The 12,741-nt window shown below is 66.2% G+C and carries 13 protein-coding genes; 6 read left to right on the forward strand and 7 right to left on the reverse strand.

Going from position 1 to position 12,741, the window contains the following annotated elements; translation table 11 throughout:
• Positions 1 to 90: 90 nt before the first annotated feature.
• Positions 91 to 1,125 (reverse strand): ATP-binding protein, encoded by a 1,035-nt coding sequence (locus AAFM92_05065; protein ID MEL7299736.1) that lies wholly within the window; start codon positions 1,123 to 1,125, stop codon positions 91 to 93.
• A gap of 108 nt (positions 1,126 to 1,233) precedes the next feature.
• Between AAFM92_05065 and AAFM92_05070 the strand changes: the two genes are divergently transcribed.
• Positions 1,234 to 1,623 carry a hypothetical protein gene (locus AAFM92_05070; GenBank protein MEL7299737.1) on the forward strand — a complete coding sequence of 130 codons (390 nt, stop codon included), beginning with the start codon at positions 1,234 to 1,236 and terminating at the stop codon, positions 1,621 to 1,623.
• Positions 1,624 to 1,626: 3 nt separating this feature from the next.
• On the opposite strand, the gene AAFM92_05075 is transcribed toward AAFM92_05070, so the two are convergent.
• The 4 genes from AAFM92_05075 to AAFM92_05090 are packed head-to-tail and all read right to left on the reverse strand — an operon-like array spanning position 1,627 to position 4,834.
• Positions 1,627 to 2,787, reverse strand: coding sequence for a PLP-dependent transferase (locus AAFM92_05075; protein ID MEL7299738.1), 1,161 nt, complete (start codon positions 2,785 to 2,787; stop codon positions 1,627 to 1,629).
• Positions 2,784 to 3,311 (reverse strand): gamma carbonic anhydrase family protein, encoded by a 528-nt coding sequence (locus AAFM92_05080; GenBank protein ID MEL7299739.1) that lies wholly within the window; start codon positions 3,309 to 3,311, stop codon positions 2,784 to 2,786. The genes AAFM92_05075 and AAFM92_05080 overlap by 4 nt, the downstream gene beginning before the upstream one ends.
• Complete coding sequence (gene gmk / locus AAFM92_05085; GenBank protein ID MEL7299740.1) at positions 3,308 to 3,943, reverse strand: guanylate kinase; 636 nt, start codon at positions 3,941 to 3,943, stop codon at positions 3,308 to 3,310. Before gmk ends, AAFM92_05080 begins: the two co-directional genes overlap by 4 nt.
• Positions 3,944 to 3,946: 3 nt before the next feature.
• Positions 3,947 to 4,834 (reverse strand): YicC/YloC family endoribonuclease, encoded by an 888-nt coding sequence (locus AAFM92_05090; GenBank protein ID MEL7299741.1) that lies wholly within the window; start codon positions 4,832 to 4,834, stop codon positions 3,947 to 3,949.
• 186 nt (positions 4,835 to 5,020) lie between these two features.
• Here AAFM92_05090 and AAFM92_05095 point away from each other — a divergent pair, with 186 nt between their 5' ends.
• The gene (locus tag AAFM92_05095; GenBank protein ID MEL7299742.1) at positions 5,021 to 5,710 is read left to right on the forward strand and encodes a PAS domain-containing protein; all 690 of its coding nucleotides are present in this window, start codon (positions 5,021 to 5,023) and stop codon (positions 5,708 to 5,710) included.
• A gap of 42 nt (positions 5,711 to 5,752) precedes the next feature.
• On the opposite strand, the gene AAFM92_05100 is transcribed toward AAFM92_05095, so the two are convergent.
• Positions 5,753 to 7,120, reverse strand: coding sequence for a 3-deoxy-7-phosphoheptulonate synthase class II (locus tag AAFM92_05100; GenBank protein MEL7299743.1), 1,368 nt, complete (start codon positions 7,118 to 7,120; stop codon positions 5,753 to 5,755).
• 188 nt (positions 7,121 to 7,308) lie between these two features.
• Here AAFM92_05100 and AAFM92_05105 point away from each other — a divergent pair, with 188 nt between their 5' ends.
• On the forward strand, positions 7,309 to 8,313 hold the full coding sequence (locus AAFM92_05105; GenBank protein MEL7299744.1) for a GlxA family transcriptional regulator: 1,005 nt from the start codon (positions 7,309 to 7,311) through the stop codon (positions 8,311 to 8,313).
• A 60-nt stretch (positions 8,314 to 8,373) separates the two neighbouring features.
• On the opposite strand, the gene AAFM92_05110 is transcribed toward AAFM92_05105, so the two are convergent.
• A complete protein-coding gene (locus AAFM92_05110) occupies positions 8,374 to 9,483 on the reverse strand; it encodes a PQQ-dependent sugar dehydrogenase (GenBank protein ID MEL7299745.1) in 1,110 nt (369 codons plus the stop codon).
• 161 nt (positions 9,484 to 9,644) lie between these two features.
• Here AAFM92_05110 and AAFM92_05115 point away from each other — a divergent pair, with 161 nt between their 5' ends.
• The 3 genes from AAFM92_05115 (at position 9,645) to AAFM92_05125 (ending at position 12,666) form a co-directional block, all read left to right on the forward strand.
• Positions 9,645 to 10,835: an ABC transporter substrate-binding protein gene (locus tag AAFM92_05115; protein MEL7299746.1), complete on the forward strand. Its 1,191-nt coding sequence runs from the start codon at positions 9,645 to 9,647 to the stop codon at positions 10,833 to 10,835.
• A gap of 64 nt (positions 10,836 to 10,899) precedes the next feature.
• Entirely contained in the window at positions 10,900 to 11,676 is a 777-nt protein-coding gene (locus tag AAFM92_05120; protein ID MEL7299747.1) for an ABC transporter ATP-binding protein, read from the forward strand.
• A 168-nt stretch (positions 11,677 to 11,844) separates the two neighbouring features.
• Complete coding sequence (locus tag AAFM92_05125; GenBank protein ID MEL7299748.1) at positions 11,845 to 12,666, forward strand: ABC transporter ATP-binding protein; 822 nt, start codon at positions 11,845 to 11,847, stop codon at positions 12,664 to 12,666.
• Positions 12,667 to 12,741 lie beyond the last annotated feature (75 nt).

A 12,741-nucleotide genomic window follows, 5' to 3' on the forward strand; every position in this document is an offset into this window, starting at 1 on the left:
TTTGCAAAGGTTTTGTAACGGTTTTACGACAAGTCCCGTCTTGCCGCGACGGCACCCTGAGCCGGGCCATCCAGCCCCGTCGCAAGGGGCTCACCGAGGCAAAACCACGGTGAAGACCGAGCCCTCCCCGCGCACCGAACTGATGCGCAGGCGCCCACGGTGACGGCTGACGATGTGCTTGACGATTGCGAGGCCGAGGCCGGTCCCCCCCTGCTCCCGGGACCGGTGGGTATCGATCCGGTAGAACCGCTCCGTAAGGCGAGGCAGGTGATGGGGCTCGATGCCCTCGCCATTATCGCGGATATCAAGGAGGACCGCCGGGCCGCGCATGGCGGGCTCGCGCTCGGGCAGCGACATTGCCACGTCCACCTCCCCTGCCCCGTACTTGATCGCGTTCTCGAGGAGATTGCGCGCCACCTGCATGAGCTGGTCGCGGTCCCCGTTGATCCAGACCTCTCCTTCGGGAAGATCGAGGCTCAACTCGACGGCGTGATCCTTCATGGCATGTCGCACCGTCTCCACGGCCTCGCGCAGCGCCTCCGTCAGCTCGACGCGGGTCTCCGGGCGAAGCCGTGCCTCGCTCTCCACCCGACTGAGCGACAGGAGATCGTGCACGAGGCGCCGCATGCGCTCGGCCTCCACCTCCATCATGCCGAGGAAACGGTCGGTGGCGGCGGTATCGCCACGGGCGGGGCCGCGCAGCGTCTCGATGAAGCCACTGAGCGCGGTGAGCGGCGTGCGCAGCTCATGGCTCACATTGGCCACGAAATCGCGCCGCATCTGCCCAAGCCCCTCCTCGCCGGACACATCGCGGAAGACGAGAAGGACCCCGGGGCTCGGCTCGGCCGCCAGCGGCGTCATGTCGATCGTGAAGGCGGAAGGCTCCCCGCCGACACTGAGATCGATTCGAGCTGTGCGCGCCGCGCCGTCCGAAAGCGTCTGTTCCAAGGCTGCCGTTGCGGAAGGCTGGCGCAGGATGAACGTGTAGTGCGCCCCCGTGGCGTTGTGCCCAAGGAGCTCTCTGGAGGCTGCGTTCATCACGAGGACGCGTTTTCCCTGCCCCACGATGACTGCAGGCAGGGGAAGCGCACCGACGACGGCCTTGTAATCCGCGATTCTATCCATGCTTTACCGGTCTTAACTCATGGGATAAGAAACAACTCCCACTCAAAGACCCAACACGTTTCCTCCGCTCGACCCTCAGGGGTACACCGCTAAAAGGCATCCCGGCCCATGATGTTCAAGGCGCCCTCTTTTCCGGCCCCCATCGACTCCCTGCAGCCCGCGCCTGTGCTCTTCATTGGCGTGGTCGACTATGCAGCGGCGTCGCGGGCCTATTCGGCGCCGGGGGCAGAGCATTGCTCAATCCAGTTCGACCAGCTCACGCCCGAATTTCTCGCCCTGCTCCAGCCTGCCGTGGTGCTCAGCCCACTCTTTGATCTCGAGATCGATCCGGGCGAAGTGGCCGAGCGGCTGCAGGCGCTCGGGTACCGGGGCCGCTACTGCGCGGTGACGAAATCCGTGCCGAAGCCCGACGTCATCCGCCGCGATATCAACCGCATCGCCCCCGAGCTCGATTTCGACGTCATCATGCTCGACGAAGCGCCGCCTGCGCTGCACTGAACCTCAGGCGGCGCGCGCGGCGGCGGCCACGGCGCGTTCGAAGCCCGCGACGAGCTCGTCGATCGGCTCCACGCCCACCGAGATCCGGAAAAACCCTTCTGAGATGCCGAGTTCTGCCCGCCCGGCCTCCGTCAACGCGCGGTGACTCGAGGTGGCCGCGTGAGAGAGCGTCGTGCTGATATCGCCCAGCGTGGGGGCGAAGGCCACGGGCACCGTCTTGGCCAGCGCATCCGCCGCGGCCCTGCCCCCGTCGATCTCGAAAGAGACCATCGTCCCGCCATGACCGCCGAGAAGCCCGGCTGCCCGGTTGTGGTCCGGGTGATCAGGGCGCAGCGGATAGAGCACGCGCGCCACACCGGGCAGACCAGCGAGGGCATCGGCGAGCACCGCGGCATTGGCCTCTGCGCGCTCGTAGCGGAGCGAAAAGGATAGAAGGCCCCGCTCGGCCATCCAGCAATCGAAGGGCGCGGGCGTCGTCCCCCAGGTGGCGGCGAGGAGATCGAGGCGGGTGTTCACCTCCGGATCCCGTGCCGCGACCCAGCCCAGCATGGCGTCCGAGTGCCCGCTCAGCAGCTTCGTCACGGAATGGAGCACGATATCCGCGCCGTGCTCCAGCGCGTTGAACCCCAGCGGCGTGGTGAAGGTATTGTCGATGATGAGCGTGATGCCATGGGCACGGCAGAGCTCTGCGAGCCCCGTGATGTCGGCCACGCGCAGCGTCGGGTTCGAGACGACCTCCACCAGCATGCCGCGCGTCTCGGGCCGGATCAGCGCGGCGGCGGCAGCGGCGTCCGTGGGATCGAAGAGGTCGGTGGCGATGCCGAGGCGGGGCAGCTCCTCCGCCATGAGGCGGAGCGAGCGGCCGTAGAGCTGCGAGGAGCCCAGGGCATGATCGCCCGCGTCGAGGCTTGCCAAGAGCGCCAGCGCCACGGCGCCCATGCCGCTTCCGGTCATGACGCCGCCCTCTGTCCCCTCCAGCCGGTCGATCATGCCCGCGATCGTGGCAGCGTTGGGGTGGCCTTCGCGCGAATAGGTGTAGCCTGAGCGCTCCACGTATACGGCGTCGAGCTCCGAGGGCGTCTCGGCGGTGTAGACCACGGAGGTCTGCAGCGGGCTCACGAGGGGCACGCCGGGAAAGGGCGCGGGGGCCACGCGGCGCGTCATTGCGGGTCGAGCCCCGCGCGGAAGTGGCGCATGTTAGCCTGGTATCCGAGCGCCGAGGTCGTGAGCCCATCGATGGCTGCCGCGTCGAGCTGGCGGACGACCTTGCCCGGCGCGCCCATGACGAGGGAGCCATCCGGGATCTCTTTGCCCTCGGTGATGAGGGCGCAAGCGCCGATGAGGCAGTTCTTCCCGATCTTGGCGCCGTTGAGCACCGTGGCGCCCATGCCGATGAGGGAATTCTCCCCGATGGTGCAGCCGTGGAGCATGGCCTTGTGCCCGATCGTGCAGTTCGCCCCGATCGTGAGGGGGAAGCCCATATCCGTGTGCAGCACGCTGTTTTCCTGAATGTTCGTCCCGGCGCCCACTGTAATGCGTTCGTTATCCCCGCGCAGCACGGCGCCGAACCAGATCCCCACGCCGCCCGCGAGGACGACATTGCCCATCACATGGGCGCCGGGCGCGATCCAGTAATCGCCGTCCTCGGGCGTCTGCGGCGCGTGGCCATCCAGGGCGTAGAGCGTCATGAGCGTTCCTCGAATTCCTGTTGCAGCGCGCGGGCGTGATTTTGCAACGCGGGCTGTTGGACGCGGGCCATGCGCGTGGCCTCGATGATGGTCTTGAGCTTTTCCTCGGTGGCGTCGAGATCCTCGTTGACGAGCACGTAGTCGTATTCCGACCAGCGGCTGATCTCGTCCCAGCTTTTGCGCATGCGCTTGGCGATCACCGTTTCGTCGTCCTGCCCGCGCGCCTCGAGACGTCGACGCAGCTCCGCGATGGAAGGCGGCAGCAGGAAAACGGAGAGCACGTTCGGCCCCATGACGGAGTTCTTGATCTGCTGCGCGCCCTGCCAGTCGATGTCGAAGAGCACGTCGCAGCCCGCCTCCACCGCCTCCTGAACGGGCCCCAAGGGCGATCCGTAGAAATTGCCGAAGACATGGGCGTATTCGAGCATGTCGCCGTCCTTCACCATGCGCTTGAACGCGCTCTCGTCGGTGAAGTGATAGTCCTGCCCGTCGACCTCGCCTTGGCGCGGCGGGCGCGTCGTGGCGGAGACGGAGAAGCGGATCGAGCTGTCCCAGGCGCGGAGCCTTCGTGCGAGGGTGCTCTTGCCTGCGCCGGAGGGCGAGGAAAGGATGATGAGAAGACCGCGCCGCATGGCTTACTCCACGTTCTGGATTTGCTCGCGCATCTGGTCGATGGCGACCTTGAGGTCGAGCCCGATGCGCGTGAGGGCGCTGTCGCCGGATTTCGAGCACAGCGTGTTGGCCTCGCGATTGAACTCCTGCATGAGGAAATCGAGCTTGCGCCCCACGGGCCCCTCGGTTGCGAGCAGTTCGCGCGTGGCGGCGATGTGGGCCTCGAGCCGGTCGATCTCTTCCATGACGTCGGATTTGATCGCGAGCTGCGCGAGCTCTTGGGCAAGCCGCCCCTCGTCGATATCCGCCTCGCCCATCACGCGAGCGAGACCGGCGCGGAACGTCTCCGCTTGGGCGGCAGCGCGATCGGGCAAAAGCGACCGGGCTTCGGCCACGAGGCCTGCGATGGCCTCGAGCTGGGTCTTGATGATGCGCGCCAGCGCTGCCCCTTCTTCCACGCGCATGGCGACGAAGGCCTTAACCAAGGTTGCGAAGTCGGCCTTCAACTTTGCGGCGAATTCTGGGCCGCCATCGTCGCTGCCCTGCCCCTCCGAAACTGAGCGCATGGTTAAGATATCGACGGCGCGGGTGGGCGTGAGCGGCACATGGGCTTGCGCCGCGCGGGCCTCGATTTCGCGCAGCTGCGCGAGAACGGCATCGACCGCGTCCACATTCAGCGCCATGGCGCCGGCCGCGTCGCCGCGGGTGACGCGGAGCGAGACCTGCACGTTGCCCCGGGTGAGCGCTGCGCCGAGCGATTTGCGCACTTCGGGCTCGAGCCCTTCAATCCAGTCGGGAATGCGCAGGCGCAGGTCGAGCCCCTTGCCGTTGACGCCCCGCAATTCCCAGCTCCAGGAAAGCGCGCCGTCGCTGCCCGCGGCGCTGGCATAGGCTGTCATGGATTTGAGCATTCGGCCTCCCTGCCCGCTCTCTTTTGCCTTCGCATACAGGGGGCGCTCGCCGCCCTCAAGCGCGGGCATGTTCATTAACCTTATTCCTGAAAATTGCTGCCAAATCCGAACGAGGCTTGCCACATTGAGGCCATGTCTGCGGCAAATTGCAGACAGGCTTTGTCGCCCATTAAACAAGGTGTATCAATGAACGACGACAGCGCGCAGGGGACCATGGTGGAGTTCAAGGGCAGCCGGCGCTTCGACGGGATTGCCGCCCTCGAGGCCTACTGGATGAGTGTTCGCGGCAACCGGACGGTGCCCTTGCGAGCCGATATCGATCCGCGCGGCATCGAGAGCGCGCTCGATTATGCCTTCATCGCGGAGCGCGTGACGGCGGGCATCGTGCGCTTCCGTCTGGCCGGGTCGCAGCTCAACGAGCTTCTTGGCATGGATGTGCGGGGCATGCCGATCACCTCGCTTTTCGGGCCCAAGAGCAGAGGCGAGCTCGTGGAGGCGATCGAGGGCGTCTTCGAAGGCCCCGAAGTGCTCGAAGTGGGGCTGGAGAGCCCGGCGGGCGCCGGGAAGCCTGCCCTGCCCGCGCAGATGGTCCTGCTACCCCTGAAAAGCGATCTCGGCGATATCAGCCGCGCCATCGGTTGCTTTCCCACGCGGGGCAGCATCGGGCGCCCGCCGCGGCGCTTCGAGCTGTCCGGCGCGCTGAAGCGCACCTCTCTGGCCTCCGAGGAGGCGCCGGTGATACACCGCCGCCCGGCCCCGAGACCCCAGCCCATGGAAGGGTTCGCGGAGGACAAGGCCCCCTTCAAAGGCAAGCCAGAGGCGCCCCGCCACGCGGCGGAGCGGCCCTATCTGAAGCTTGTGCGCGACGACGAGTAAGACCCGGGGCCGGCCCTCAGGCTGCCCCGAAGCCCGAAATCCTCAGACCGCCGCCGCCTGTCGCGTCTGGGCCGTCTGGCTGAGTTCTTCAGCCACGAGGAACGCGAGCTCGAGCGCCTGGGAGGCATTGAGCCGCGGGTCGCAGGCCGTGTGGTAACGCGAGGAGAGATCCTCGTCGGTCACGGCGCGCACCCCGCCGGTGCACTCGGTCACGTCCTTGCCGGTCATCTCGAAATGCACGCCCGCGGGCACGGTGCCCTCGGCGCGGTGGATGGCGAAGAATTCCTGCACCTCGCGCAGCACGCTCTCGAAGGGCCGGGTCTTGTAGCCCGACGCGCTCTTGATCGTGTTGCCGTGCATCGGATCGCAGGACCAGACGACATTGGCGCCTTCGGCCTGCACGGTCCGGATGAGCCGCGGCAGGTTGTCGGCCACCTTCCCCGCGCCGAAGCGCGCGATAAGCGTGAGGCGACCGGCCTCGTTCTCCGGGTTGAGCTTCGCCATGAGGACCTTGAGATCCTCTTCCGTGGTCGTGGGGCCGCATTTCAGCCCGATCGGGTTTTGCACCCCGCGGCAGAATTCGACATGGGCGCCATCGGGCTGGCGCGTGCGGTCTCCGATCCAGAGCATGTGGCCCGATCCGGCGAGCCACTTGCCGGTGGTCGAATCCACCCGCGTCAGCGCCTCTTCGTATTCCAGAAGGAGCGCCTCGTGGGAGGTGTAGAAATCGACGGTCGACATCTCGTCATTCGTCTCTGACGTGAAGCCGGCCGCGTTCATGAAATCCAGCGCGTCGGAGATCCGGCCCGCCATCTCCCGGTACTTCTCGCTCTCCTCGCGGTCGGTGAATCCCAGCGTCCAGGCATGGACCTGGTGGATATCCGCGAAGCCACCCTTCGAGAAGGCGCGCAGGAGGTTCAGCGTGGCAGAGGCCTGCGTGTAGGCGTGCAGCATCTTCTCCGGGTTGGGGATGCGCGCCTTGGGCGTGAAGGCCAGATCATTGATGATGTCCCCGCGGTAGCTCGGCAGCTCCACACCGTCGGCGATCTCCGTGGGGGCGGAGCGCGGCTTGGCGAATTGGCCAGCCATGCGGCCCACCTTCACCACCGGCACCTTCGCGCCATAGGTCAGCACGACCGCCATCTGCAGCATGACCTTGAATGTGTCCCGAATGAGATCGGCGGAGAATTCCCCGAAGCTCTCGGCACAATCCCCACCTTGCAGCAGGAACGCCTCGCCGCGGGCAGCCTTCGCGAGATCGGACTTCAGCGACCGCGCCTCGCCGGCAAAGACGAGCGGCGGATATTGCGAGAGCTGCGCTTCGACGGCGCTGAGCTTTGCCTCATCCAGATATTCCGGCATCTGGACCCTTGGCTTGGAACGCCAGCCAGATTTTTGCCACTCGGTCATTGTCTCGATCCTATGCGCTTGGGGGCACGCCCCCCGAAGTTTTCAGTGCGTTACGCGTATACCGTTGCATTCCCGCCCTGGAAACAGAGGATTTCGACGCAGCACAGCTTTTGTTGATTGGTCACAACTTGACGCCGCCGAGGCGCGCCTCCAAGGCTGTCTTGCGACATAGCAAGCGATTTTACGACATGCTGACCCAGCCACCGAAGCTCCACATCGAAACGGGCGGCGCAAAGCCGCGAAAGTTCGTCTTCGTGCTGCTGGAGAATTTCACTCTGCTTTGCTTTGCAAGCGCGCTGGAGAGCCTGCGGATCGCCAATCGCATGGCAGGGCAAGACCTCTATTCCTGGGAGCTCATGGGCGAAGGCGGCGGCAATGTCCGGTGCTCGGCAGGAACGGGCTTTTCCGTGGACAAGGATCTCGACGAGGTCTCGCGAGACGACACCGTCCTCCTCTGCGGCGGCATCGACGTGCAGGCGGCAACGTCGAAGAAGGTGCTGAGCTGGCTCCGGCGCGAGGCGCGGCGGGGGCCCATCATGGGCGGGCTCTGCACGGCGGGCTATTCGCTGGCAAAGGCGGGCCTCCTCGATGGCAAACGCGCCACCATCCATTGGGAAAACCAGGACAGCTTCACCGAGGAATTCGACGAGGTGGAGCTCACGAAGAGCGTCTTCGTGATCGACGGCAACCGCGTGACGACGGCGGGCGGGACCGCCTCCATCGATCTGATGCTCAAGTTCATCGCCGAGGATCACGGCGAAGAACTCGCCAATGCCGTGGCCGATCAGCTCATCTACTCCACCATCCGCACTGACCAGGATACGCAGCGCCTCTCGATCCCCACGCGCATCGGCGTGCGGCATCCGAAACTGAGCCAGGTGATCCAGCAGATGGAGCTCAACATCGAGGAGCCGATCTCACCTTCGATCCTCGCCAAGGATGTGGGCATGTCCACGCGGCAGCTCGAGCGCCTCTTCCGGCGCTACCTCAACCGCTCCCCCAAGCGGTACTACATGGAACTGCGCCTGCAGAAGGCGCGCAACCTGCTCATGCAGACCGATATGAGCGTCATCAACGTGGCGCTCGCCTGCGGCTTCGCCTCGCCGTCGCATTTCTCGAAATGCTACCGCGCGCATTACAACACCACGCCCTATCGCGAGCGTGGCGCGCAGGCAGCGCGGCTCAGCGTCTGAGGCGTGGTCGTCCCCGCCCGCCCCGGGATCAGGTCCGGGGCGTGACCGGCGCCGGCTGTCTCAGCTCGACGCGGGCGTAACGCGGTAAAGCGTGCCGTTGCCCGCACTCAGGAACCAGATCGAGCCGTCGGGCGCCTCGCGGATATCGCGCACGCGTGCCGTCTCGTCAGACTGGATGCGCTCGGCCTCGCTCACATTGCGCCCGCTGACGTCGAGCCGAGAGATGAGATCGGAATTGAGCGAGCCTACGAAGATGTCGCCCCGCCATTCCGGGAAGAGCGCCCCGGAATAGATCATCATCCCCGAGGGCGCGATGGAGGGATCCCAGTAGTGGGCCGGCTGCTCCATGCCCTCCTTGGCGGTCCCTTCGCCGATCCGCGCGCCGGAATAGTGGCGGCCATAGGAGATGACGGGCCAGCCGTAATTGTTGCCGGGTTCGATGAAGTTGATCTCGTCGCCGCCGCGCGCGCCGTGTTCCACCGTCCAGATATTGCCGTCGGCGTCGAGCGCCATGCCCTGCGGATTGCGGTGCCCGAAGGACCAGATGCCGGGCTGCACGTCACTCCGGCCCGCGAAGGGATTGCCGGGCGGGATCGCACCATCCTTCGTGATGCGCACGACGGAGCCGTTCTCGATGGTGAGGTCCTGCGCGGAGGGCCTGTCGCCCCGATCCCCGATCGTGAGGTAGAGCGTGCCGTCGCGCGCCTCCACCAGGCGGGAGCCGAAATGCCGCCCGCCCGAGCCGCCGGGCGCCGTCTCGAAGATCGTCTCGAGCCCGTCGAGGCGCGTGCCGTCCGCGCTCAGCCTGGCCTTGGCCACGGCCGTGCCCGCGCCACCCAGGCCCTGCCGCTGTGAATACGTGAAGAAGAGCTCACGGGAGGACGCGAAATCGCGCGGCACGAGCACGTCGAGGAGGCCGCCCTGCCCCCGTGAGACGACATCGGGCGCGCCGCGCAGTTCGGTCACGCCGGAGCCGGGCCGCACGAGGAGCACGCGGCCCTCCTGCTCGGTCATGATGATCTCGCCGCCGGGCAGGAAACCGAAGCCCCAGGGGGAATTCAGCCCCTGCACGACCGGTGTCATGGCCAGCGCGCCTGCGGAAGTGGCGACCTGCGCACTGCTGGTCGTTCCCAAGGCGATGAAAAGTGCGGCGGTGAGCGAACGGAACATCGGCAAAACTCCTCTTTGACGGGTGAAATAGGCACGAATCCGGATCGCGCCCCTCACCTTTTTGAGAATTCGCGCCAAGTCGCTTGCTGAAACCTGCTTTCCTTTTCCAACGTGGTGGGTACCTTACGCGCTGGAAAACAATCCAACTGGGAGACTAACCAATGAAAAAGCTGCTTCTGGCCTCCGCGGCCACGGCACTTATGGCGGGCGCCGCGGGCGCTGACGGCCACAGCCCCATCAAGCTCGGCGTCCTCTTCGGCTTCACCGGCCCAATCGAATCCCTCACCGGCCCCATGGGCGCCGGTGCCGAGCTCGCCGTGAGCGAAGTGAACGCCGCGGGCGGGATCCTCGACGGTGCCATGGTGGAGGCCGTGTCCGCTGACACTGGCTGCATCGACAACGCGCTGGCCACCTCCAACGCCGAGCGCCTCATCGCCGAGGGCGTCGCAGGCATCGTGGGCGGTGACTGCTCCGGTGTCACGGGCGCGATCCTCGCCAACGTGGCGATCCCGAACGGCATGGTGATGATCTCGCCGTCGGCGACGTCGCCCGCGCTGTCGACCGTCGAGGACAACGGCCTCTTCTTCCGCACGGCGCCGTCTGACGCCCGTGAAGGCCAGGTCATGGCCGACATCCTCGTGGAGCGCGGCATCGAGTCCATCGCGCTGACCTATACCAACAACGACTACGGCAAGGGCCTCGCGGACGCCATCCAGGCCTCCTTCGAAGCGCTCGGCGGTGAAGTTACCATCGTCTCCGCCCATGAGGACGGCCGCGCGGACTACTCCGCAGAAATCGCCGAACTCGACGCGGCGGGCGGTGAGCTCCTCGTCGTGGCAGGCTACCTCGACCAGGGCGGCCTCGGCATCATCCGTGCCTCGCTCGATGCGGGCGCATGGGACACGTTCGGCCTGCCCGGCGGCATGATCGGCGACAGCCTGCCCGCAAATGTCGGACCGGATCTTAACGGCTCGTTCGGCCAGATCGCAGGTTCCGGCGGCGAAGGCGCGGACGCCATGTCCTCGCTCGGCGAAGCCAACGGCTTTGACGGCACCTCGCCCTACACGCCCGAGTCATATGACGCGGCGGCGATCTTCATGCTCGCCATGGAAGCGGCCGGCTCTGCCGATCCCGCCGACTACGCAGCCGAAATCCTCAACGTCGCCAACGCGCCGGGCACCCAGTTCTTCCCGGGCCAGCTCGCCGAGGCGCTCGCCGCCGTGCGCGCGGGCGAGGACATCGACTACCAGGGCGGCTCCGCCGTGGAACTCATCGGGCCCGGCGAGAGCGCCGGCTCCTACCGCGAGATCGAAGTGCAGGACGGCGAAAACGTCACCGTCAACTTCCGCTAAGATCCATACGCAAGCCACTGAACAGCCCGGTTTTTCCGGGCTGTTCGCATAAGAGGGCACCCCCATGATCGAGGTCCATGACCTGCACAAGCATTTCGGCGGCTTCCATGCCGTCGACGGCGCGACGCTCTCCATCGAGGAAGGCTCCATCACCGGCCTGATAGGGCCAAACGGCGCCGGAAAAACCACGCTTTTCAACGTGATCGCGGGCAATCTTGAACCGACGGGTGGCCGGGTCACCATGGCGGGCGAGGACATCACGGGCCTGCCGCCCCATGACCTCTTTCACAAGGGCCTACTCCGCACCTTCCAGATCGCGCACGAGTTCAGCTCAATGACCGTGCGCGAGAACCTGATGATGGTGCCCGGCGCGCAGGCGGGCGAGACGCTCATCAATGCCTGGTTCCGCCGTGGCGAGATCCGGCGGCAGGAGCGCGAACTCGCGAAGAAGGCGGACGAAGTCCTTGAGTTTCTTACGATAGATCATCTCGCCGATGAGAAAGCTGGGAACCTCTCAGGCGGCCAGAAGAAGCTCCTCGAGCTCGGGCGCACCATGATGGTCGACGCCAAGATCGTCTTTCTCGACGAGGTGGGCGCGGGCGTGAACCGCACGCTCCTGATGACCATCGCCGACGCGATCCAGCGGCTGAACAAAGAGCGCGGCTACACCTTCTGCGTGATCGAGCATGACATGGATTTCATCGGCAAGCTCTGCGATCCGGTGATCGTAATGGCCGAGGGCAAGGTGCTCGCCAAGGGCACCATCGACGAGATCAAATCGAACGAGCAGGTGATCGAGGCCTATCTCGGCACCGGCGTTAAGAACAAGAAGACGGCGTGAGAATGGGAAGCAAGCTTCCGTATGGATCACGTATGGCTGGCGTATGGCTGCCGGTCGGCGCGGCGGGTGTTAACCTGTCAGGCGGGCCGCGCGCAGCCGTTCAACCGACGTCAACAATCGAGACAAAACTCCCGGGTCAAGCCCGGGACGGGTGGAGGTCCTCAGGAGATGTCTGATCCCTACGGCGACCGCGGCAATGACGACGTGTCGATCCAGAACCCGCGCCCCGGCGCCACCGTCGAGGGCGCGGCGCGGGGCGTGAGCATCCCGGTGGGCGGGCCCGACCCGTTCCTCATCGGCGACGCCATGACCGGCGGCTACGGCAAGGGGGCGGATATCCTGCATGACTGCACCATCGCGGTGAACGAGGGCGAGATCGCCGTCATCGTGGGGCCGAACGGCGCGGGCAAGTCCACCGCGATGAAGGCCGTCTTCGGGATGCTCGATGTGCGCCAGGGCGCCGTGCGCCTCGCGGGCGAGGACATCACCGCGCTCACGCCCCAGGCCCGGGTGCAAAAGGGCATGGGCTTCGTGCCCCAGACCTCCAACATCTTCACCTCCATGACCGTGGAGGAGAACCTCGAGATGGGCGCCTTCATCCGCGACGACGACGCGCGAGGCACGATGGAGAGTGTCTACGACCTTTTCCCGATCCTGCGCGAGAAGCGCCGCCAGCCCGCGGGCGAGCTTTCGGGCGGCCAACGGCAGCAGGTCGCCGTGGGGCGCGCGCTGATGACGAAGCCGCAAGTGCTCATGCTCGACGAGCCCACGGCGGGCGTCTCCCCCATCGTGATGGACGAGCTCTTCGACCGGATCATCGAGGTGGCCAAGACCGGCATCTCGATCCTGATGGTGGAGCAGAACGCGCGCCAGGCGCTCGAGATCGCGGACAAGGGCTACGTGCTCGTGCAGGGGCGCAACGCCTATACCGGGACGGGCCAGGAGCTGCTCGCGGACCCCGAGGTGCGGAGGTCGTTCCTTGGCGGGTGATGGGGCAACGACCGTGCCTTGCTGGCGCGGCGCGCGCGGGGCCCGCGGCGTGTCTGCCTCCGGCGGGAGTATTTA

Source organism: Pseudomonadota bacterium (assembly GCA_038533575.1).
Taxonomy (GTDB): domain Bacteria; phylum Pseudomonadota; class Alphaproteobacteria; order Rhodobacterales; family Rhodobacteraceae; genus Shimia_B.

Bases quoted from the DNA above. Each gene is read 5' to 3' on its own strand.
- AAFM92_05070 (MEL7299737.1), top strand. From the start codon at position 1,234: ATGATGTTCAAGGCGCCCTCTTTTCCGGCCCCCATCGACTCCCTGCAG.
- AAFM92_05125 (MEL7299748.1), top strand. From the start codon at position 11,845: ATGTCTGATCCCTACGGCGACCGCGGCAATGACGACGTGTCGATCCAG.
- AAFM92_05120 (MEL7299747.1), top strand. From the start codon at position 10,900: ATGATCGAGGTCCATGACCTGCACAAGCATTTCGGCGGCTTCCATGCC.
- AAFM92_05100 (MEL7299743.1), bottom strand. From the start codon at position 7,120: ATGACCGAGTGGCAAAAATCTGGCTGGCGTTCCAAGCCAAGGGTCCAG.
- AAFM92_05075 (MEL7299738.1), bottom strand. From the start codon at position 2,787: ATGACGCGCCGCGTGGCCCCCGCGCCCTTTCCCGGCGTGCCCCTCGTG.
- gmk (MEL7299740.1), bottom strand. From the start codon at position 3,943: ATGCGGCGCGGTCTTCTCATCATCCTTTCCTCGCCCTCCGGCGCAGGC.
- AAFM92_05105 (MEL7299744.1), top strand. From the start codon at position 7,309: ATGCTGACCCAGCCACCGAAGCTCCACATCGAAACGGGCGGCGCAAAG.
- AAFM92_05095 (MEL7299742.1), top strand. From the start codon at position 5,021: ATGAACGACGACAGCGCGCAGGGGACCATGGTGGAGTTCAAGGGCAGC.
- AAFM92_05090 (MEL7299741.1), bottom strand. From the start codon at position 4,834: ATGCTCAAATCCATGACAGCCTATGCCAGCGCCGCGGGCAGCGACGGC.
- AAFM92_05110 (MEL7299745.1), bottom strand. From the start codon at position 9,483: ATGTTCCGTTCGCTCACCGCCGCACTTTTCATCGCCTTGGGAACGACC.
- AAFM92_05080 (MEL7299739.1), bottom strand. From the start codon at position 3,311: ATGACGCTCTACGCCCTGGATGGCCACGCGCCGCAGACGCCCGAGGAC.
- AAFM92_05065 (MEL7299736.1), bottom strand. From the start codon at position 1,125: ATGGATAGAATCGCGGATTACAAGGCCGTCGTCGGTGCGCTTCCCCTG.
- AAFM92_05115 (MEL7299746.1), top strand. From the start codon at position 9,645: ATGAAAAAGCTGCTTCTGGCCTCCGCGGCCACGGCACTTATGGCGGGC.